The 19,098-nt window shown below is 71.1% G+C and carries 13 protein-coding genes; 2 read left to right on the top strand and 11 right to left on the bottom strand.

Annotated elements, in window-relative coordinates:
- Positions 1–34 precede the first annotated feature (34 nt).
- The 5 genes from AB0H82_RS21910 to AB0H82_RS21890 form a co-directional block, all read right to left on the bottom strand.
- Positions 35–1,687 carry an ABC-F family ATP-binding cassette domain-containing protein gene (locus tag AB0H82_RS21910; RefSeq protein ID WP_362995134.1) on the bottom strand — a complete coding sequence of 551 codons (1,653 nt, stop codon included), beginning with the start codon at positions 1,685–1,687 and terminating at the stop codon, positions 35–37.
- A complete protein-coding gene (locus AB0H82_RS21905) occupies positions 1,687–2,742 on the bottom strand; it encodes an oxidoreductase (protein WP_362995132.1) in 1,056 nt (351 codons plus the stop codon). Before AB0H82_RS21905 ends, AB0H82_RS21910 begins: the two co-directional genes overlap by 1 nt.
- 123 nt (positions 2,743–2,865) lie before the next feature.
- Complete coding sequence (locus AB0H82_RS21900; protein ID WP_362995130.1) at positions 2,866–4,557, bottom strand: BCCT family transporter; 1,692 nt, start codon at positions 4,555–4,557, stop codon at positions 2,866–2,868.
- Positions 4,558–4,691: 134 nt separating this feature from the next.
- Complete coding sequence (locus AB0H82_RS21895) at positions 4,692–5,972, bottom strand: M14 family metallocarboxypeptidase (RefSeq protein ID WP_362995128.1); 1,281 nt, start codon at positions 5,970–5,972, stop codon at positions 4,692–4,694.
- Complete coding sequence (locus tag AB0H82_RS21890; RefSeq protein ID WP_362995126.1) at positions 5,969–7,939, bottom strand: Xaa-Pro dipeptidyl-peptidase; 1,971 nt, start codon at positions 7,937–7,939, stop codon at positions 5,969–5,971. Before AB0H82_RS21890 ends, AB0H82_RS21895 begins: the two co-directional genes overlap by 4 nt.
- 202 nt (positions 7,940–8,141) lie before the next feature.
- Here AB0H82_RS21890 and AB0H82_RS21885 point away from each other — a divergent pair, with 202 nt between their 5' ends.
- Positions 8,142–9,674 (top strand): M1 family metallopeptidase, encoded by a 1,533-nt coding sequence (locus AB0H82_RS21885; protein ID WP_362995124.1) that lies wholly within the window; start codon positions 8,142–8,144, stop codon positions 9,672–9,674.
- Positions 9,675–9,704: 30 nt separating this feature from the next.
- On the opposite strand, the gene AB0H82_RS21880 is transcribed toward AB0H82_RS21885, so the two are convergent.
- The 5 genes from AB0H82_RS21880 to AB0H82_RS21860 form a co-directional block, all read right to left on the bottom strand.
- Entirely contained in the window at positions 9,705–10,571 is an 867-nt protein-coding gene (locus AB0H82_RS21880; RefSeq protein ID WP_362995122.1) for an oxygenase MpaB family protein, read from the bottom strand.
- A gap of 67 nt (positions 10,572–10,638) precedes the next feature.
- A complete protein-coding gene (locus AB0H82_RS21875; protein WP_362995120.1) occupies positions 10,639–11,433 on the bottom strand; it encodes an alpha/beta hydrolase in 795 nt (264 codons plus the stop codon).
- A 71-nt stretch (positions 11,434–11,504) separates the two neighbouring features.
- Complete coding sequence (locus tag AB0H82_RS21870; protein WP_362995118.1) at positions 11,505–12,041, bottom strand: hypothetical protein; 537 nt, start codon at positions 12,039–12,041, stop codon at positions 11,505–11,507.
- A gap of 168 nt (positions 12,042–12,209) precedes the next feature.
- A complete protein-coding gene (locus tag AB0H82_RS21865; protein ID WP_362995116.1) occupies positions 12,210–13,679 on the bottom strand; it encodes an amino acid permease in 1,470 nt (489 codons plus the stop codon).
- A 159-nt stretch (positions 13,680–13,838) separates the two neighbouring features.
- The gene (locus tag AB0H82_RS21860; protein ID WP_362995114.1) at positions 13,839–15,653 is read right to left on the bottom strand and encodes an AMP-dependent synthetase/ligase; all 1,815 of its coding nucleotides are present in this window, start codon (positions 15,651–15,653) and stop codon (positions 13,839–13,841) included.
- A gap of 214 nt (positions 15,654–15,867) precedes the next feature.
- On the opposite strand from AB0H82_RS21860, the gene AB0H82_RS21855 reads away from it, so the two are divergent.
- Positions 15,868–16,608, top strand: a complete 741-nt coding sequence (locus AB0H82_RS21855) for a MerR family transcriptional regulator (RefSeq protein WP_362995112.1) — start codon at positions 15,868–15,870, stop codon at positions 16,606–16,608.
- Between the two features lie 34 nt (positions 16,609–16,642).
- On the opposite strand, the gene AB0H82_RS21850 is transcribed toward AB0H82_RS21855, so the two are convergent.
- Complete coding sequence (locus tag AB0H82_RS21850) at positions 16,643–18,826, bottom strand: 3-hydroxyacyl-CoA dehydrogenase NAD-binding domain-containing protein (RefSeq protein ID WP_362995110.1); 2,184 nt, start codon at positions 18,824–18,826, stop codon at positions 16,643–16,645.
- Between the last annotated feature and the right edge of the window lie 272 nt (positions 18,827–19,098).

Below are 19,098 nucleotides of genomic sequence, written 5' to 3'. Positions count from 1 at the left end.
GGCGCGGGCCGACCGCACCGGCTGGGCGCGGAGGTCAGAGTGGCGGTTCCGTCACTTTGCCCTCCGCCACCTCAAGGCGGCGCGTCACCCGGACCGCGTCCAGCATCCTGCGGTCGTGCGTGACCAGCAGAAGCGTGCCCTCGTACGCCTCCAGGGCCGACTCCAGCTGCTCGATCGCGGGCAGGTCCAGGTGGTTCGTCGGCTCGTCCAGGACGAGGAGGTTGACGCCCCGGCCCTGGAGCAGGGCGAGGGCCGCGCGGGTCCGTTCGCCGGGAGAGAGCGTGGCCGCCGAGCGCAGCACGTGGGCCGCCTTCAGGCCGAACTTGGCGAGCAGCGTGCGCACCTCGGCCGGTTCGGTGTCGGGGACGGCCGCGCAGAACGCGTCCAGCAGGGACTCCTCGCCGTGGAACAGGGCGCGGGCCTGGTCGACCTCGCCGACGAGGACGCCCGAGCCGAGGGCCGCGTGGCCCGCGTCCAGCGGGACGCGTTCCAGGAGGGCGGCGAGCAGTGTCGACTTGCCCGAGCCGTTCGCACCGGTGATGGCCACGCGGTCCGCCCAGTCGATCTGCAGCGTCACCGGGCCGAGCGTGAACGCGCCCCGGTGCACCTCCGCGTCGCGCAGGCTCGCGACGACCGCGCCGGAGCGTGGTGCCGCCGCGATCTCCATCTGGAGCTCCCACTCCTTGCGCGGCTCCTCGACGACGTCGAGGCGCTCGATCATCCGCTGTGTCTGGCGGGCCTTCGCCGCCTGCTTCTCGCTGGTGTCGCTGCGGAAGTTCCGGCCGATCTTGTCGTTGTCGCCGCCCTTGGCGGCCTTGCGGCGGGCGTTCTTGACGCCCTTGTCGGCCCAGGAGCGCTGCATCTGGGCGCGGCCCTGGAGGGCGGCCTTCTTGTCGGCGTACTCCTCGTAGTCGTCGCGGGCGTGCCGGCGGGCCGTCTCCCGCTCCTCCAGATACGCGTCGTAGCCGCCGCCGTAGAGGTTGATCTGCTGCTGCGCCAGGTCCAGTTCGAGGACCTTGGTGACGGTGCGGGTGAGGAACTCGCGATCGTGCGACACGACGACGGTGCCGGCCCGCAGCCCTCGTACGAAGCTCTCCAGGCGCTCCAGGCCCGCCAGGTCGAGGTCGTTGGTCGGCTCGTCCAGGAGGAACACGTCGTAGCGGGAGAGGAGGAGCGAGGCGAGGCCGGCTCGGGCCGCCTGGCCTCCCGAGAGCGACGTCATCGGCCGGTCGAGGCCGACGGTGAGGCCGAGCGAGTCGGCGACTTCCCCGGCGCGGTCGTCGAGGTCCGCGCCGCCGAGGGCCAGCCAGCGCTCCAGGCTGGTGGCGTACGCGTCGTCCGCGCCGGGGGCACCGTCGACGAGGGCCTGGGTGGCGTCGTCCATGACGCGCTGGGCCTCGGCCACGCCGGTGCGGCGGGCCAGGAAGGCGCGGATGCTCTCGCCGGGGCGGCGGTCGGGCTCCTGCGGGAGGTGTCCCACGGAGGCGCCGGGCGGCGAGAGCCTCAGCTCGCCCCCCTCGGGGGTGTCCACCCCGGCGAGCAGCCTCAGCAGGGTGGACTTGCCCGCTCCGTTGGCCCCGACGAGACCGATGACGTCGCCGGGGGCGACGACGAGGTCCAGTCCGGAGAACAGGGTGCGGTCGCCGTGGCCGGCGGCGAGATCTTTGGCGACGAGGGTTGCGGTCATCAGGGGGTGATTGTAGAGGGGCGGACGGGGGCGACCAGGACGCTGGTGGAGGTGCGGGCCACTGCGTAGGCGTTGCCCTTGGTGCTCTTGGGGGTGAGGGGGACGCGGTGGTGGCCCGGTGCGAGGACCTCGTCGAAGACCTCGTGGACGTGGGTGCGGGAGAGGCGGTCCACGCGGTACGTCGTCAGCTGGACTCGGCACGTCGAGGTGACGGTCAGCTCGGCGGAGGCCGGGCTCGCCGCGAGGCCGGTGAGGCGGCGCTGTTCCTGTGGGCTGCGGTCCAGCGCGTACTCGATCTGGGCGACGAGGAGCGGGATGACGGGCGCGAGGCCGTCGACGTGGGCGACGTCGACGCCGGCCGCTTCGAAGGCCGACCGTACGGACCGGCGGGTGGCTTCGGGGATGGTGGGGCCGAAGGCGACCGCGCCGTACGTGCGGAGTTCGTCCGCCGGGACGCCCGCCGCGTCCGCCGCGATCTCCGCGCCGATGCCGATGGTGCGGAGCGCCGCCGCCAGCTTGGCGAGCACCGCCACGCGCGCGCCGATCAGCAGGACCCGGCGGCGGGTCTGCCGCTCGCTCTCGGAGAGCAACTGGCCGAGCGCGGCGCGGTATTCGGCGCCCCGGAAGCGGAAGGGCCCTATGCCGTGGTAGCCGTTGAGCTCCAGGTCGACGGGTTCGGCCGTCTGCCAGGCGAAGTCGCGCCATACGAAGTCCTCGCCGCCCTCGCCGCCGTCGCTGCTCCGCTCGATCACCGCCGTGACGGCGCCGCACTCAAGGCCCTCGCACTCGGGGCAGCCGTAGATGACGTACCGCCCGTCGCGCAGCGGTGCCCGGGCCTCAAGGAGCAGCCTGCGGACGTGCGCGGTGAAGATCGCCGGGGGGATGTCGGCGGCCAGCGGCGACACCGCGTCGAGGTCGGAGAGCTGGAAGAGGAGGGGGCGCCCGTTCACGATGAAGTCGACGAAGTCCCGGTGCACTTGGTAGTCACCGTTGGCGAGAACCCCACCGGCGCGCATGGCCGGTGCCAGACCGAAGGTCGCGTACTCGGCAGACATGCTGTGAGTATCCCCACCCGACGTGCGATGTGAGCACGGCATCGCGGATTCCGTCGCGTTCCCGGGGCGAGGCGGCGCCGGTGTCACCGTCGGCCGGTGGGCGCCGCCTCCTGGGACGGTCGGTCAGCGGGGATCGACCGGGTCGTTGTCCCGTTCCGGGCCTTCGCCGTCGCTTTCGCCGATGTCGTCGCGGGCGGGGCCGATGCGGAGCTCGAAGTCACCGTCGTGGTGCTCGTGTCCGGCGATGACGGCCTTCTCCAGGACCTCTGTGCCGTGCTCGCCGCGGACGATCAGCGGGTCGTGGCGCAGGTCCCGCATGAGGGACACGCACATGCCGATCATGACGAGGGTGAACGGCGCGGCGACCAGGATCGTGAGGTTCCGCAGGCCCGTGAGCGCGTCGTCCGAGCCGTCGCCGATCAGCAGCATGACGGCGGCGACGGCGCCGGTCACGATGCCCCAGAAGACCACGACGAACCGGCCGGGTTCGAGGGCGCCCCTCTGGGAGAGCGTGCCCATCACGATGGACGCGGCGTCCGCGCCGGAGACGAAGAAGATGCCGACGAGGATCATCACGAGGAGGCTGGTCACCGTGGCGATCGGGTACTCGTTGAGGAGCCCGAAGAGCTGCGCCTCCTGGGACATGTCGCCCTTGAGCCCGCCGCGCTCGGAGACGGTCATGGCGCTGCCGCCGAACACCGCGAACCAGATGAGGCTGACGGTGCTGGGCACCAGGATGACGCCGCCGACGAACTGCCGGACCGTACGGCCCCGGCTGATGCGGGCGATGAACATGCCGACGAAGGGCGTCCAGGAGATCCACCAGGCCCAGTAGAAGACCGTCCAGCTGCTCAGCCAGTCCGCGACGCCCTTGCCGCTGGACGCCTCGGTGCGGCCGATGAGCTGCGGCAGGTCGTTGAGGTAGGCGCCGATCGACGTCGGCACCATGTCGAGGATGATGACCGTCGGGCCCGCGACGAAGACGAAGAGGACGAGCAGCCCGGCGAGCACCATGTTGATGTTGGAGAGCCACTGCACGCCCTTCTCCACACCGGAGACGGCGGACGCCACGAACGCCAGGGACAGCACGGCGATGATCACGACGAGCAGGCCGGTGCCCGCCGTCTCCATCCAGTCGAGCTCCTCGATGCCGCTGCCGATCTGCAGGGCGCCGAGGCCCAGCGAGGCGGCCGAGCCGAAGAGCGTGGCGAAGATGGCGAGGATGTCGATGACCCGCCCCCAGGCGCCGCGTGCGTGCTTCTTGCCGATGAGCGGCTCGAAGACGGCGCTGATGGTCTGCCGGCGGTTGCGGCGGAAGGTGCTGTACGCGATGGCGAGGCCCACGACCGCGTAGATCGCCCACGGGTGGAGCGTCCAGTGGAAGAGGGTGGTGGCCATCGCGGTCTCCATGGCCGCGGGCGCGTCCGCCGGGTCGGTGCCCGGCGGTGGCGTGGTGAAGTGGGCCAGGGGTTCGCTCACCCCGTAGAACATCAGGCCGATGCCCATGCCGGCACTGAACATCATGGCGACCCAGGAGACGGTGCGGAACTCCGGGTCCTCGCCCTCCCGGCCGAGCGTGATCTTCCCGTACCGGCTGACCGCCAGCCAGAGCGCGAAGACGACGAATCCGGTGGCGGTCAGCATGAAGAACCAACCGCCGTTGTGCATCAGACCGTTGAGCATGTCCGTGGAGACATTCTCCAGCGAGTCCGTCGACACCGCGCCCCAGACCACGAACGCGAGGGTGAGCACGGCGGTCACGCCGAAGACCACCCGGTCCGTCTGTGGGGACCGACCACCGGGGGCGGGCGCCATGATGTCCGGCGACCCTCCCCCGTCGTCCGCTTTATGTTGATCCTGCGTCACAAGTGACACCTTTCAAGGGGTCGATTGGGTCGAGACTTTGTTCTCCGCTACCCCCTACCACATGTGACGCACCTCTCACCTTCTCAACAGACCATGTCGGGCCGACCTGTGACCATGTGATACGGCGCACGCTCGTCGAGCAGCAGCGGCACCAGGGCCCGGGCCGACTGCCGCAGCGGGACGTACGCGCCGGACTTGAGGTGCTTCACGGTGACGCCGTGCAGGGCCAGTTCGTCCTTGATGTCGCCGTACTGGGCGGCGGTCAGGCGGTAGCCGCAGGGCGGGTCCTGGATGGTCTCCGACGGCTCGGCGGGGTCGTTGTCGGCGCCGCCGACGTAGACCGGGCCGCGGTCGCGGTAGCCCTCGGCGCGGGCCGCGCCGGTGGCCGCCTCCAGCTGCCTGCGGCGTTCGTCCGTGTAGTCGAACAGGCCGCCGAGCGCCGAGCGCTGGGAGGCGACGCGGCGCCGGTTGTTCAGCGCCTCGTCCTTCTTCTCGGCTTCGGTGAGGGCGTCGACGCGGCTCTCTATCAGCAGGCCCGCGGCGTGCTTGATGCCGGACATGTTGCGCAGGATGCGCTCCTGGCCGTCGCCCGCGACCTGCTTGACCGGCTCACCGGTGACGGGGTCGGTCCAGATGCCGTACGTGCCGGTGGTGTGGCCGTCGTGCTCGGCGGCGGGCCGCACGTACGCCTTCGACAGGGTCCGCGCCTCGCCGTGCACGGCGTCGTGGGTGTTGAGGTTGCGCGGCCAGAGGTCGAACAGGTCCTTGTCGTAGTACTTGGGAGTGGCGCCGTACTCGTGCAGGTCGTAGATGACGTCCGGCTTGTGGTCGCGGATCACGGCGGCCATGGCGCGGGCCTCCGCGGTCTGCAGGGAGAGGTGGTCGCGGTTGATGTCGAGGCCGTCGGAGTTGCCTCGGGTGTCGGCGGCGCGGCCGTCCGGGTTGGCGGTGGGCACGACGAGGAGCGTGGTGCGGGAGAGGAAACGTTTGGTCTTCTTGTCCTTCGCGTAGGCGAGGTCGCGGATCGTGGACAGACACGCCTCGCGGCCCGAGGGCTCGTCGCCGTGCTGGCTGCAGATCAGCAGCACGGTGTTCTTCGTCGGCCGTTCGCCGATGCGGACGAGTTGGACGGGCCGGTTCTGCTTGGTGGTGCCTATGCGGGCGACCGAGACTCTCTTCGCGGCCCTGTCCACGGTGGCGAGGAGGTCCTGTTCCTCGGGCTGACTGGTCCAGCGCGCGCCGTTCGTCTCCTCGAATCCGGTACGGGGCGGGGTCGGCGCCGCCTGCGCGGGCGCCGTCAGGAGCGGTGCGGCGAGCGCGGTGGCGGCGCAGGCGAGCGCCAGGGTGCGGATGCGCGGTGTCATGAAGTGGTGCCTCCGGGGATGGGGTCGAGCGGACGCGGCGGGGCCACGCCGTCGAGACGGGACTCGGCGGGCGGGACGGGTGCGGAGGTGGTGAATGCGCCGAGGCCACCGACCAGCGGGAGTTTCGCCGCCGTGCGGGCCAGGTCGATCGTGAGCGTCGGGGTGTCGGCGGGCGGCTCGATCAGGTTCCTGTCGGTGCCCGCGACGATCAGCGCGAGCCGGTGGCCCTTCGGTACGACGTGGTCGGTCGCGGCGAGGTCGAGGGTGATGGTGTGCGGCTTGCCCGGGGTGAGCGGGCGGCCGCGTCGGGCGTCGGCCCAGTTGCCGAGGTCGGCCCAGCCACGGCTGAAGATGGTGTAGTCGACGTCGGCGGTCCTGGCGCGCGTCTCCTTGAAGCAGGCGCTGTCACCCGCCGTGCTCGCGCCCCAGCAGGTGCGTTCGGGGAGGGTGGTGATGCCCTCGCCCGCGGCGGCGTAGTCGCGGATGGTGTCGGGCCCGAGGTCGACGAGGACCGCGGAGAGGTGGGCGGTGCGGGTCGTCGGGGTCGCGGTGACGGTCACCTTCGAGGAGCCGGACAGGCGCAGGTCGCGGGCGAGGGGCTTGCTGACGAAGCCCGCCTTGGCCGGAGTCGACGTGTCGATGCGCTCGGCCCAGTCGGTCTCGTCGAGGCCCGGGTCGTCGGTGAAGGTCTCGGAGCCCTTGCCCGGCCGGGTGCCGAGGGTGCCCACGCCGGGTGCGGCGCCCTTGGCGGGGCGCAGCTCGACGGCCCGCGTGCCGCGCGGCGGCCAGACGCGGTCGGTGCTCCAGCGGTCCGGGGCGCGCTCGATGTCGGCCATCGGTTCACGGTCGACGCCGTTGTCGTAGCCGAGGAGTTCGTGGTCGAACCAGCGGTGCAGTGTGCGCACCCAGTCGGCGCGGCGGAAGTCGAAGGGGTCGACGTGGCCGGCCTGGCTGAGCCAGATCTTGCGGTCGACGCCGTTCGCGGCGAGCGCGTCCCACCACTGGCCGAAGTGCTTGGTGCGGACGTTGAGGTCCTGCATGCCGTGGACGGCGAAGACGCTGGCGCGCACCTCGTCGGCGTCCGGCACGTGGTTGCGCTCGCTCCACAGGCGGGTCCAGTCGCCGGTGCGGGGTGCGCCGTCGATCAGCCGCTGCTGCACGGCGCCGCAGCGGGCGCGGGCCTCGGGGCTCTCCACGTAGTCCGACAGCCACTCGGGGCCGCTGTCGTAGAGCGGGGCGCCCTTGGCGAAGTAGTAGTCGTACCAGGAGGAGATGGCGCCGATGGGCACGATGGTCCTGAGGCCCGGCACGCCGGTGGCGGCGACGCCCTGCGCGACGGTTCCGTCGTAGCTCTTGCCGATCATTCCGGTGGCGCCGTTGGTCCACGACGCCTTCGTACGTTCGTTCCCGGTGCGGCTCGTGTAGCCGCGGGCGCGGCCGTTGAGCCAGTCGACGACGGCCTTGGCGGACTGGACGTCGGAGCGTCCGCCGACGTCGACGCAGCCGTCGGAGCGGTTCGTGCCCGCGAGGTCGACGGCGACGTAGCCGTAGCCGCGGGGCACGAAGTAGTTGTCGTAGTAGAGCGGGAAGCGGACCGGGTTCCCGTTCTCGTCGTACGTCTTCTTCTGGCTCTCGTTGCCGCGTCCGCAGCAGGCGTAGTACGGGCTCGCGTCCATGATCACGGGTATCCGGCGGCCCGTGCGGTCGAGTTCGCGGGGTCTGACGATGTCGACGGCGACGCGGTCGGTCCTGCCGTCCGCGTCGCCGTCGATCCTGGTGTCGACCCATACGGATTCGCGTATCGCGTCCTCGTACGAGTACACGGGTCTGCTCTCACCCGGCTTGCGCGGGGCCGGGTCGGCTCCCTGCGCCGCGCCCGGGGACATGAGGGTGGCCATCAGGGCGGCCAGGGCCGCCGTAAGCAGCGTTCTCCACAGGAGTCGGGTGCGTCGCGCACGTATCGGCATGGCGCGGAAGGTACACCGGTGAACCCCCGTGCGACAGAGGGCCGCACGCGGCCGCGACAGGTGCATGGGACAACCAGGCACATGTCGGCCGAATGGCGATCGTGTGACGTCCGAGGCCATGGACATGACGCGTACGGGCGGGGCTGAATAGGCTCCAGGATCAAGACGAACAGATGTTGTGCCCCTACGACTTGGAGTTCTTGTGCACCGCAGACTCATCGCCCCGGGCGCTCTCGCGGCCTCTCTCCTGCTGGCGATCCCGGCATCGGCCGCGGACTTCTCCCCCGGGGCGCCGGGCATCGGCGACCCCTACTACCCGGCGAGCGGCAACGGCGGATACGACGTCTCGCACTACGACCTGCGGCTGAAGTACCAGCCCAAGACGGACCTTCTCGAAGGCACGGCGACGCTGAACGCCCGCACCACGCAGGACCTCTCGCGCTTCAACCTCGACTTCGGGCTCAAGGTCTCCGAGGTGCGGGTCAACGGCAAGAAGGCGAAGTTCGCGAAGACCGGCGACCAGGAGCTGGAGATCACGCCGGCGGCCGGGCTGCCCAAGGGCACGCCGATCACGGTCGTCGTGCGGTACGCGGGCAAGCCGTCCGAGCTGAAGATCAACGGATACACGGCCTGGCACCGGACGCCGGACGGCGGTGTGGCGGCGCAGGAGCCGGAGGCCGCCGTGTGGTGGTTCCCCTCCAACGACCACCCGCTGGACAAGGCCACGTACGACGTGTCCGTCTCCGTGCCCGACGGCACCCAGGCGATCTCCAACGGCGTGCTGCAGGCGCAGAGTTCGCGCCTCGGCTGGACCCGCTACAGCTGGCGGTCGAACAAGCCGCAGGCCAGTTACCTCGCGACGCTCGCGGTCGGCAAGTTCGACATCACCACCGACAAGACGGAGAGCGGCCTGCCCGTTCTGAACGCGTACAGCAAGGACCTGGGGGACAACGCCGGTGCGGCGCGGGCCAGCATCGAGCGGACCACCGAGATCACCGAGTGGCTGGAGACGGTCTTCGGGAAGTACCCGTTCAACGCGCTCGGCGGCTATGTGCCGAACGTGAAGAGCAGCTACGCCCTGGAGACCCAGACCAGGCCCTTCTACAGCCCCGCCGCGTTCGCGAACGGCTCCAACGCGTCGATCGTCGTCCACGAGATCGCCCACCAGTGGTACGGCGACAGCGTCTCCGTGGACGGCTGGAAGGACATCTGGGTCAACGAGGGCTTCGCGCGCTACAGCCAGTGGCTGTGGTCGGAGAAGGAGGGCGAGGGCACGGCGCAGGAGCTGGCGGACTACGTGTACGCCCTGCGCCCCGCGGACGACCCGTTCTGGAAGGTCAAGCCGGGCGACCCGGGCCCGGACAACCAGTTCCACGGCGCGGTCTACGACCGGGGCGCGCTCGCGCTGCAGGCGCTGCGCAACGAGATCGGCGACGACGCGTTCTTCGCGATCCTGAAGGGGTGGCCGAAGAAGCACGCGTACGGCAACGCCAAGGTCGGCGACTTCGTGAAGTACGCCGAGAAGATCTCGGGCAAGCCGCTCGCGAAGCTGTTCGACACGTGGCTCTACCAGCCGTCGCGCCCGGCGGCTCCCGCCGCGCGGGACGCCGGGATCGCCCGGTCGTCGGCCGCCCCGGCGAAGCCGAAGTCGTGGAAGCAGATCGCCGCGACGAACGGGGTGCACGACCACGGCCACGCCGACAAGCACGAGAAGCACGACAAGCACGGCCACTGACGAGGCGGGTGTGCGCCGCGCCGTCCAGGGCTAGCGCCCGGCGGCGCGGTGCCGTGCCCTCGCCTTTCGGGCCGCGGGCAGGTAGCGCAGCCGCTCCGGGAGGAGGGGCACCACGGTGCGGACCACCCGGCCGAAGCGGCGCAGCCCGCGCTCCTGCGCGGCGGTCCACGGCAGGCCTATCGCCTCGCGGGCGTCCGGCGGCATCAGGCCGATCGTGACGAAGCGGCGGAAGCGGGCCAGTGGGGGCAGCAGTACGGGCCACAGGGCGCGCAGCAGCAGGCGTACGGGGAGCGGGCCGCGGTCCGGTGGCGGGACGGGCTGGTCGGTGGCGGTCAGTTCGGCGGCCACCCGCGTGAGTTCGAGCTCGTCGGCGAGGACCTTGCGGTAGTACGGCCAGAACTCCTCCAGCGTCTGCGGCATGTCCCGGTCGTGGAGGCCGAGGACGCGCCCGACCCGCAGCCACTCCGCGTACAGCTGCCGTTCCTGCGCCTCGGTGAAGGGGCGGCCCAGGTATTTCTGCGCGTGCCGGTAGACGGGGAAGCCGGTGGCGTGGACCCACGCGTAGTTCGCGGGGGTCAGCGCGTGGTAGCGGCGGCCGCGGGTGTCCGTGCCCTGGATGGTGCGGTGCAGTGCGCGCAGCCTGCGGCCCTCCGCGGCGGCCTCGTCCCCGCCGTACACCCACAGCAGGACCGAGCGCACCGAGCGCTCGCCCCTCCCCCACGGGTCGGTGCGGAACACCGAGTGCTCGTCGACGCCCGCACCGACCGCCGGGTGCGCCACCTGCATGGTGAGCGCGGGCGGCAGCATCAGGAACATGCGGATGTCGCCCGCGATGCTCCAGAGGATGCCGCCGGGTGGGGGCGGTTCCGGATCGCGGCCGTCGGCGTGGTGGTTCATGTGACGTGCTCCTCGGCCGTACGCGGTGCGTGCGTGTTCCAGTATGCGACCGCGGGCGTGGGGGCCGTCAGCGCGCCAGGGCGTACGCGTCCAGGATGACGTCCAGGACCGCGTCGGGTTCGCGCACCGTCGGGAAGTGGTCGCTGTGTTCGAGGCGGACCAGGCGGCAGCCGGGGATGCGCCGCGCCATCGTCTCGTTCACGCGGCGCACCTCGGGCTGGTCGTGCTCGGCCAGGGCGAGGACGCACGGCACGTCGAGTTCGCCGAGCCGGTCGTAGACGGGCGGGTCCGGCACGTGGTGCGGGTGCACGGCGAACCACGCCGGGACCACCGCCTTCAGGTGTGCCGTCACCTCGGGGTCGTCCCCAGTGCCCTGCGTGGCGGAGACGCCGCGCATCATGGTCACGATGCCGTCCACGTCGCCCGCTTGGGCGCGCCTGCCGACCTCGGCCATGAACTCGGGCGAGAGGGGATCTTCGGCGCCGGTGACGCTCGGGACCACCAGGGCGAGGCTCGCCACCCGCGCGGGGTCGCGGAGCGCGAGGCTGAGGGCCGTCGCGCCGCCCATGCTGGACCCGGCCAGGACCGCGCGGGCCACGCCGTAGTGGTCGAGGACGGCGATCAGGTCCTCGACCAGTGAGTACGGGGAGGTCGGGGCCGGCGACCTGCCGTAGCCGCGAGCGTCGTAGTGGATCACCCGGTGCCGCTCCGTGAGGCGCGGCAGGAGGCCGTCCCAGATCCGGGAGTCGCCGACTCCGGGATGCAGCAGGACGAGGGGGAGGCTTTCGCCGTCCGTGCCGCTCGGTTCACCCGAGTCGTGCGACCACAGTTCGCCGTCCTTGACCGAGACCATGACGTCCATGTATCCGAGTCTCCGGCCGCGTGGGCCGGGCCACCAGTGGTGTCGGCGGACGAGGGCGTGAATGCGTACGCCTAGCGACCGGAACCCGTCGGCTCGGTCCCCGCCTCGGACCATGCGTCGGCGCACGGGGCGGGGCGTGGGGCGGTGCGCGGGGCTTCGGCGATGCGGCCCGCCACCTCGGACGCCCACTCGGAGATCTGGCGGCGCAGCTCGGCCTCCGCCTCGGCGCGCTCCGCCTCCTCGCGGGCCTGGCCGGTGGCGAGGGCCCCGTCGCCCTCGTCGTCCCCGTCGTCCCCGTCGTCCTCCCACGGGCCGTCCGCAGGCGCCGCGCGGAGCAGCCTCCCGCGCGTCTCCGGCCGACCGCCGTCCACCGGCAGCACGGCGAGCACCGGGGCTCGGCCGGCACCGGGCGGGAGGCCTACGGCGAGAAGACGCGAGGCGAAGAAGCGCGCGGCGAGGAGGCAGAGGGCACAGAGCAGGGCCGCGACGACCGCCGGTTCCTGACCTTGCGGTCCGACCGGCCCGAATTCCATGGGGCCGAGCCACGTGGGCACGAGCCGGCCGGGGACGAGCTGCGCGGGGACGCCCTGCGCGGAGATGAACTGCATGACGGGGCTCTACCCGCTCATCCGTGCACAACAACGCACACATGCGGTCCAGTTGTCCGACCGGGAACACGGGACCACACGAACAGCGCGGTGGCGTCACCCCGGACATACGTGATCTCCGGCATGACGCCACCGTACGGGCCGCCACTGACAAGCAGTGGTGTGCTGTCAGCTGTCCTTCGGCACCGTGAGGCCCTGGGCCTCGCGCTCCACCCGGCGGCGGACGCCGAACCAGCCCACGACCAGGGCCGCGCCCACGATCGGGATGAGGAACAGCGTCTTGCGGCCGACGTCGGCGTCCTTCCACATCAGGCCGAGGACGGCGAGCAGGAACGCGATCGTCACGTACTCGGTGATGCCGCTGAAGGGGAGCTGGAACTTCGGCCGGGTGATCTCGCCGCGCTTGGCGCTGCGCACGAAGGCGAGGTGGCAGACCATGATCGTGATCCAGGTGCCGATGATGCCGAGCGAGGCCACGTTCAGGACGATCTCGAAGGCCTTGCCCGGAACCACCTTGTTGAGGCCGACGCCGACGACACCGAGGGAGGCGGTGAGCAGGATGCCGCCGTAGGGGACCTGGTTGCGGTTCATCCTGGCGGTGAACCTCGGGGCGGAGCCCGCCATCGCCATCGAGCGCAGGATGCGGCCCGTGGAGTAGAGGCCGGAGTTCAGCGAGGACATGGCGGCGGTGAGGACCACGAAGTTCATCACGTCGCCGGCGGCCGGTACGCCGATCTTGGAGAGGACCGTTACGAACGGGCTCTGGTCGGCCGAGTACACCGTGCCCGGCAGCAGCAGCGCGAGCAGGACGACGGAGCCGACGTAGAAGAGGCCGACGCGCCACATGATCGAGTTCACCGCGCGCGGGACGATCTTCTGCGGCTCGGCGGTCTCGCCCGCCGCGACGCCGACCAGCTCCAGCGAGGCGTACGCGAAGACGACGCCCTGCATCACGATCACGACCGGCATCAGACCGTTCGGCATCAGGCCGCCGTGGTCGGTGATCATGTTGAGGCCGGGCGTCTCGCCGCCGACCTTGTGCTGGCTGGCAAGGAGCCAGATGCCGATGATCATGAAGGCGCTCAGTGCGGCCACCTTGATGATCGAGAACCAGAACTCCATCTCGCCGAAGTACTTCACCGAGACCAGGTTCACCGACAGCACGACCGCGAGGGCGATCAGCGCGAGCACCCACTGGGGGATGTCGGTGAAGAAGCTCCAGTAGTGCGTGTAGAGCGCGATCGCCGTGATGTCGGCGATGCAGGTGGTCGACCAGTTGAGGAAGTACATCCAACCGGCGAAGAACGCGCCCTTCTCGCCGAGGAACTCACGCGCGTACGAGACGAACGAACCGGACGAGGGCCGGTACAGGACCATCTCGCCGAGCGCCCTGACGACGAAGAACGCGAAGATGCCGCACACGAGGTACGCGAGGGCGAGCGCGGGGCCCGCCGAGTGGAGGCGGCCGCCCGCCCCGAGGAAGAGGCCGGTGCCGATCGCGCCACCGATCGCGATCATGTTGACGTGACGGGCCTTGAGGTCCTTGCTGTAACCGGCGTCGCCCGCGTCCGCGGGGGCCTGGCGCGCATCGGTGCGGGATGCGTCCAGGACGGCCGAATCTACGGCTTCCTTGCTCACGTGGGGGATCTACTCTCTGGTGCCCGGAAGAGCTCCGGGGTCCGGATGTGCTCCGGCCCGCGACACCCCTGACGCGCGCGGACCGACGGGACACCTTCCCTCAGAGATCGCCCCCCACGCGGTGGCACACGTCACATAGCGGGACTTCTCACATGCTGGTCAGGGGGTGTACAAGGCGTCGATGACCTGCATGTACTTGTCACGGATCACCCGGCGGCGCAGCTTCAGGGACGGCGTCAGCTCGCCGGTCTCCGGCCCCCACTCCTCGGCGAGCAGCCGGTAGCGCTTGATCTGCTCGGTGCGGTTCAGGCGCGCGTTGGCGGTCTCCACGGCGCGGGCCACCTCCGCGAGCACGGCCTCGTGGGTGACCAGCGTGGCCGGATTCCCCTCGATGCCGCGCGCGGCCGCCCAGGCGGGCGCCATCTCCGGGTCGAGGACGAGGAGCGCCACCAGGTAGGAGCGGCCGTCCCCGTGGACGAGGGCCTGCCCGATCAGCGGGTGCTCCTTGAGCGCGCTCTCGACGAGGGCGGGCGCGACGTTCTTGCCCGTCGACGTCACGATCATTTCCTTCTTGCGGTCGGTGAGCCAGAGGTAGCCGTCCTCGTCGAGCCGCCCGACGTCCCCGGTGGCGAACCAGCCGTCCGCGTCCCGCGCGTCGTCGACGCCGCCGTCGGGGCGCAGATATCCGTCGAAGACCGTCGCGCCGCGCACCAGGATCTCGCCGTCGTCGGCGACGCGTACCTCCAGGCCTTCGAGGGGGCGGCCCACGGAGCCGAGCCTGAATCCGTCGGGCCCGTTCGTCGTGACGACACCGGAGGTCTCGGTGAGCCCCCACGCGTCCATGATCACGAGCCCGAAGCCGGCCCAGAACCTGGCCACGTCCACCGGCATCGGCGCCGACGCGCTCGCGGTCCACACGAGGCGGTCGAACCCGGCCAGGGCGAGCAGCGGATCGAGCACCTTCTCCTTGGCCTCCGCGTACGCCGCCCGGAGCTCGGCGGGCGGCTCCTCCCCGCGCTCCCGGCAGGCGACGTACGCGCGTGCCGTCTCGTTCGCCGCCTCGATGGCGCGGCACCGCTCCTCCGGCAGCCCGGCGAGCGCGGCCCGCACGGACGCGGCGAGCTTCTCCCACACGCGCGGGACACCGAAGAACTGGAAGGGGCGCAGCTCGCGCGCGGTGGCGGCCACGTGCGCGGGGTCGGCGCACAGATAGACGTGGGCGGCGCGGAGCACCGGCAGGTAGATGCCGAGGAGGCGCTCGGCGATGTGCGCGAAGGGCAGGTAGCAGATGTGCCCGACGTGTTCGGGGAACTCGACGACGCCGTCCAGGGCGATGCCGTTGAGGATCACGTTGCGGTGGGTGAGGCGGACGCCCTTGGGGTCGCCGGTGGTGCCCGAGGTGTAGACGACGGTGAGCGGGTCGGCCGGGCGGTTCTCGCGCCAGGCCTTCTCGAAGGCGTCGGGGTTGTAGAGGCGGCTTCCGGTGGCGTGCAGCGAGCCGTACGTGCGGTGTTCGCCCGCCTCGGCCGCCTCCACGACGACGAGGCGCTCCAGCGGGGCCGTGACGTCCGACAGGAGGGGTTCCCAGCGCGGCAGTTCGCGGGCGCCCTCGACGATCGCGAAGCGGGCCCGGCTGTGCCGGACGATGTGCGCGACCTGCTCGGGGGCCGAGGTGCCGTACACGGTGACGGGCACGGCACCGAGGTGCACCAGGGCGAGGTCGCTCAGCCAGTGCTCGGGGCGGTTGCCCATCATCATCAGGACGTGCTCGCCGCGCTCGACGCCGAGCGCGGCGTAACCGGCGGCGAGGACGCCCACCTTGCGCCGCGCCTCACGCCAGGTGAGCGTCGACCACTCCTCCCCCGCACGCCAGGAGAGCGCGGGCAGGTCGCCGTGGTCCTCGGCGTTGCGGAGCAGCAGGGCGGGGAGCGTGATGTCGGCGGGGTCCCCGGGGAGTCGCAGGATCGTGGTCATGACCGCCTCCTGGCGCCATCGGCTGTGCGTGAGCGGACGGGTGCGTGAGGAGCGAGTGGCCGAGCGGTGGACGAGCATGTGACTGGCCCGGAGGGTTTCACAACACTGGTGTGCCAGCAATACTGTTGCACCGGATTGATGCACGCCCGGCCACGCACCGGACCGCTGCACAGACGGGGAGAGGTCCGGAGAACCGGCCGGGGAGGAGCGCGTCATGACGACGGACACGGGCACGGACACCGAGGAGCCGACGCTCACCGTCGACGAACTCGCCGCGCGCGCGGGCGTCACGGTCCGCACCATCCGCTTCTACAGCACGAAGGGGCTGCTCCCGCCGCCGGTGATCGGGCCGCGCCGCGTCGGTCACTACGGCCAGGAGCACCTCTCCCGGCTCGCGCTCATCGAGGAGCTGCAGCACCAGGGCATGACGCTCGCCGCGATCGAGCGGTATCTGGAGCAGCTGCCCGCGGACCTGAGCGCGCACGACCTGGCCATCCACCGTGCCGTGGTGGCCTCGTGGGCGCCCGAATCGGCGGAGGACACCCCGCGCGCCGAGCTGGAGCGCAGGGCGGGCCGCGCGCTCGACGGAGAGGATCTGGACCGGCTCGCGGCGATGGGCGTGATCGCCCGCACCCCTGCCCCGGACACGTACCGCGTCGACGTGGGCCTGCTGCGTCTCGGCGTGCAGCTCCTGGACGTACCGATCGCGCACGAGACGATCCTGGCGGCGCGCACGGTCCTGATGGAGCACACCCGCGAGGCCGCGCACGAGCTGTCCCGGCTCTTCCGCGACGAGGTCTGGGGGCCCTACCGCGAGCGTGAGTCGGACCCCGAGCACGTGGCGGCGATGCGGTCGCTCTCGGCCCATATGCAGCCGATGGTGGTGCAGGCGCTGGTGACCGCGTTCCAGCGCTCCCTCAAGGAGGAGCTGCGGGAGTGGCTCAAGGAGAGCTGAACCACTCCCGCGCGGGTTCCACTTGGGAGCAGGGTCAGCCGTCGCTGAACTTCTCGCCGTTCTCCGCCTTCTCGACGAGCAGCGCGGGCGGCGTGAACCGCTCTCCGTAGCGCTCGGTGAGCTCACGCGCGCGTGCCACGAATCCGGGCAGGCCGCCTTCGTAGCCGTTGATGTACTGCAGGACGCCGCCCGTCCAGCCCGGGAAGCCGATGCCGAGGATGGAGCCGATGTTGGCGTCGGCGACCGACGTCAGGACGCCCTCCTCCAGGAGACGTACGGTGTCGAGCGCTTCGGAGAAGAGCATGCGCTCCTGCATGTCCTCGAACGGGATCTCGTGGCCCGGCTTGGTGAAGTGCTCGCGCAGGCCCGGCCAGAGCTTGGCGCGCTTGCCGTCCACGTAGTCGTAGAAGCCCGCTCCCCCGCTCCTGCCGGGGCGCTCGAACTCGTCGACCATGCGGTCGATCACGGTGTCCGAGGGGTGGCCCGCCCACGTGCCGCCGGCCTCCTCGACGGCCTTCTTCGTCTCGTTGCGGATCTTGCGGGGCAGGGTGAGGGTCAGCTCGTCCATCAGGGACAGCACCTTCGCCGGGTAGCCCGCCTGGGCCGCCGCCTGCTCGACCGAGGCGGGCTCGATGCCCTCGCCGACCATCGCGACGCCTTCGTTGATGAAGTGCCCGATGACGCGCGAGGTGAAGAAGCCGCGCGAGTCGTTGACGACGATCGGTGTCTTGTTGATCTGGCGCACCAGGTCGAAGGCGCGGGCGAGCGCCTCGTCGCCGGTCCGCTCACCCTTGATGATCTCGACGAGCGGCATTTTGTCGACGGGCGAGAAGAAGTGGAGCCCGATGAAGTCGACAGGACGCGTGACCCCCTCCGCCAGGGTGGTGATCGGCAGGGTGGACGTGTTCGAGCAGAGGAGCGCGTCCGGCTCGACGATGTCCTGGATCTCCTGGAACACCTTGTGCTTGAGCGAGGTGTCCTCGAAGACCGCCTCGATCACGGCGTCACAGCCCGCGAGGGCCTGCGGGTCCGCGGTCGGCGTGATGCGGGCGAGCAGCGCGTCCGCCTTCTCCTGGGTCGTACGACCCCGCTGGACGGCCTTGGCGCAGAGCTTCTCGGAATAGCCCTTGCCCTTCTGCGCGGCCTCCGCCGAGACATCCTTGAGGACGACCTCGATGCCCGCGCGGGCGCAGGAGTACGCGATGCCCGCGCCCATCATGCCCGCGCCGAGCACGGCGACCTTGCGGACCTGGCGCGGCTCGATGTCCTTGGGGCGGTTGGCGCCGGAGTTGACGGCCTGGAGGTCGAAGAAGAACGCCTGAATCATGTTCTTCGCGACCTGGCCCGTGACCAGCTCGGTGAAGTACCGGGCCTCGATGGTCAGCGCGGTCTCGAAGTCGACCTGGGAGCCCTCGACGGCCGCGGCGAGGATGTTGCGCGGTGCCGGGTAGTTGGCACCCGCCGTCTGCTTCTTCAGGTTGGCGGGGAAGGCGGGCAGGTTCGCCGCGAACTTCGGGTTGGCCGGGGTGCCGCCCGGGATGCGGTAGCCGGGCCTGTCCCAGGGCTGCTGCGACTCGGGGTTGGCGTCGATGAAGGCGCGGGCCTTCTCGATCATCTCCTCCGGAGTGGCGGCCAGCTCGTGGACGAGGCCGTTCTCCAGGGCGCGCTTCGGGTTGTACTGGGTGCCCTGGAGGAGCACCTTGAGGAGTGCGTCCGTGATGCCCATGAGACGCACGGTGCGGGTGACGCCGCCGCCGGCCGGGAGCAGGCCGAGGGTGACCTCGGGCAGGCCGATCTTGGAACCGGGGGCGTCGAGGGCGACGCGGTGGTGGGAGGCGAGGGCGATCTCGTAGCCGCCGCCGAGAGCCGCGCCGTTGATGGCGGCGACGACGGGCTTGCCCAGGGTCTCGATGCGGCGCAGCGAGTTCTTGATGGCGTTGCCCGTGTCGAACGCCTGCTGGGCGTTCTCGGGGCCGACCTTGATCATGTCCTTGAGGTCGCCGCCCGCGAAGAAGGTCTTCTTCGCGGAGGTGTAGATGAACCCGCGGATGGCGTCCTTGTCGGCCGCGACGGCGGCCTCCGCGCGGTCGGCGATCGCCGCGATGGAGTCCTTGAACGCCTGGTTCATGGTGTTCGCGGACTGGTTGGGGTCGTCGAGGACGAGGGTGACGACACCTGTGTCGTCCTGTTCCCAGCGGATGGTCTTGGGGTCGGTCATGTCTTTGTCTCCGTGAAGTCTGAGAGGGAGCGGAATACGGGGAGGGCGGCGGGGGTTCGTGGCCGGCTGACCGCCGGTGGGGGCTGGTCGCGCAGTTCCCCGCGCCCCTGAGGCAGCGGCTGCGCCGCGCCTCATGAGGGCGCACGGAGTGCGCCTTTCGGCGCCGCGTATCGGAGAAGGCTGCGGCGCAGCCGCGAACCTTCAGGGGCGCGTACCGGGGAAGGCCGCGGCGCAGCCGCGGGCCTTCAGGGGCGCGGGGAACTGCGCGAGCG

Source organism: Streptomyces sp. NPDC050732, assembly GCF_040654255.1.
Lineage (GTDB): Bacteria > Actinomycetota > Actinomycetes > Streptomycetales > Streptomycetaceae > Streptomyces.
Note: the sequence above shows the minus strand (reverse complement) of the source record. Positions and strands in the feature narration are given on the sequence as shown.

Bases quoted from the DNA above. Each gene is read 5' to 3' on its own strand.
- AB0H82_RS21910 (WP_362995134.1), bottom strand. From the start codon at position 1,687: ATGACCGCAACCCTCGTCGCCAAAGATCTCGCCGCCGGCCACGGCGAC.
- AB0H82_RS21905 (WP_362995132.1), bottom strand. From the start codon at position 2,742: ATGTCTGCCGAGTACGCGACCTTCGGTCTGGCACCGGCCATGCGCGCC.
- AB0H82_RS21900 (WP_362995130.1), bottom strand. From the start codon at position 4,557: ATGGCGCCCGCCCCCGGTGGTCGGTCCCCACAGACGGACCGGGTGGTC.
- AB0H82_RS21895 (WP_362995128.1), bottom strand. From the start codon at position 5,972: ATGACACCGCGCATCCGCACCCTGGCGCTCGCCTGCGCCGCCACCGCG.
- AB0H82_RS21890 (WP_362995126.1), bottom strand. From the start codon at position 7,939: ATGCCGATACGTGCGCGACGCACCCGACTCCTGTGGAGAACGCTGCTT.
- AB0H82_RS21880 (WP_362995122.1), bottom strand. From the start codon at position 10,571: ATGAACCACCACGCCGACGGCCGCGATCCGGAACCGCCCCCACCCGGC.
- AB0H82_RS21875 (WP_362995120.1), bottom strand. From the start codon at position 11,433: ATGGACGTCATGGTCTCGGTCAAGGACGGCGAACTGTGGTCGCACGAC.
- AB0H82_RS21870 (WP_362995118.1), bottom strand. From the start codon at position 12,041: ATGCAGTTCATCTCCGCGCAGGGCGTCCCCGCGCAGCTCGTCCCCGGC.
- AB0H82_RS21860 (WP_362995114.1), bottom strand. From the start codon at position 15,653: ATGACCACGATCCTGCGACTCCCCGGGGACCCCGCCGACATCACGCTC.
- AB0H82_RS21855 (WP_362995112.1), top strand. From the start codon at position 15,868: ATGACGACGGACACGGGCACGGACACCGAGGAGCCGACGCTCACCGTC.
- AB0H82_RS21850 (WP_362995110.1), bottom strand. From the start codon at position 18,826: ATGACCGACCCCAAGACCATCCGCTGGGAACAGGACGACACAGGTGTC.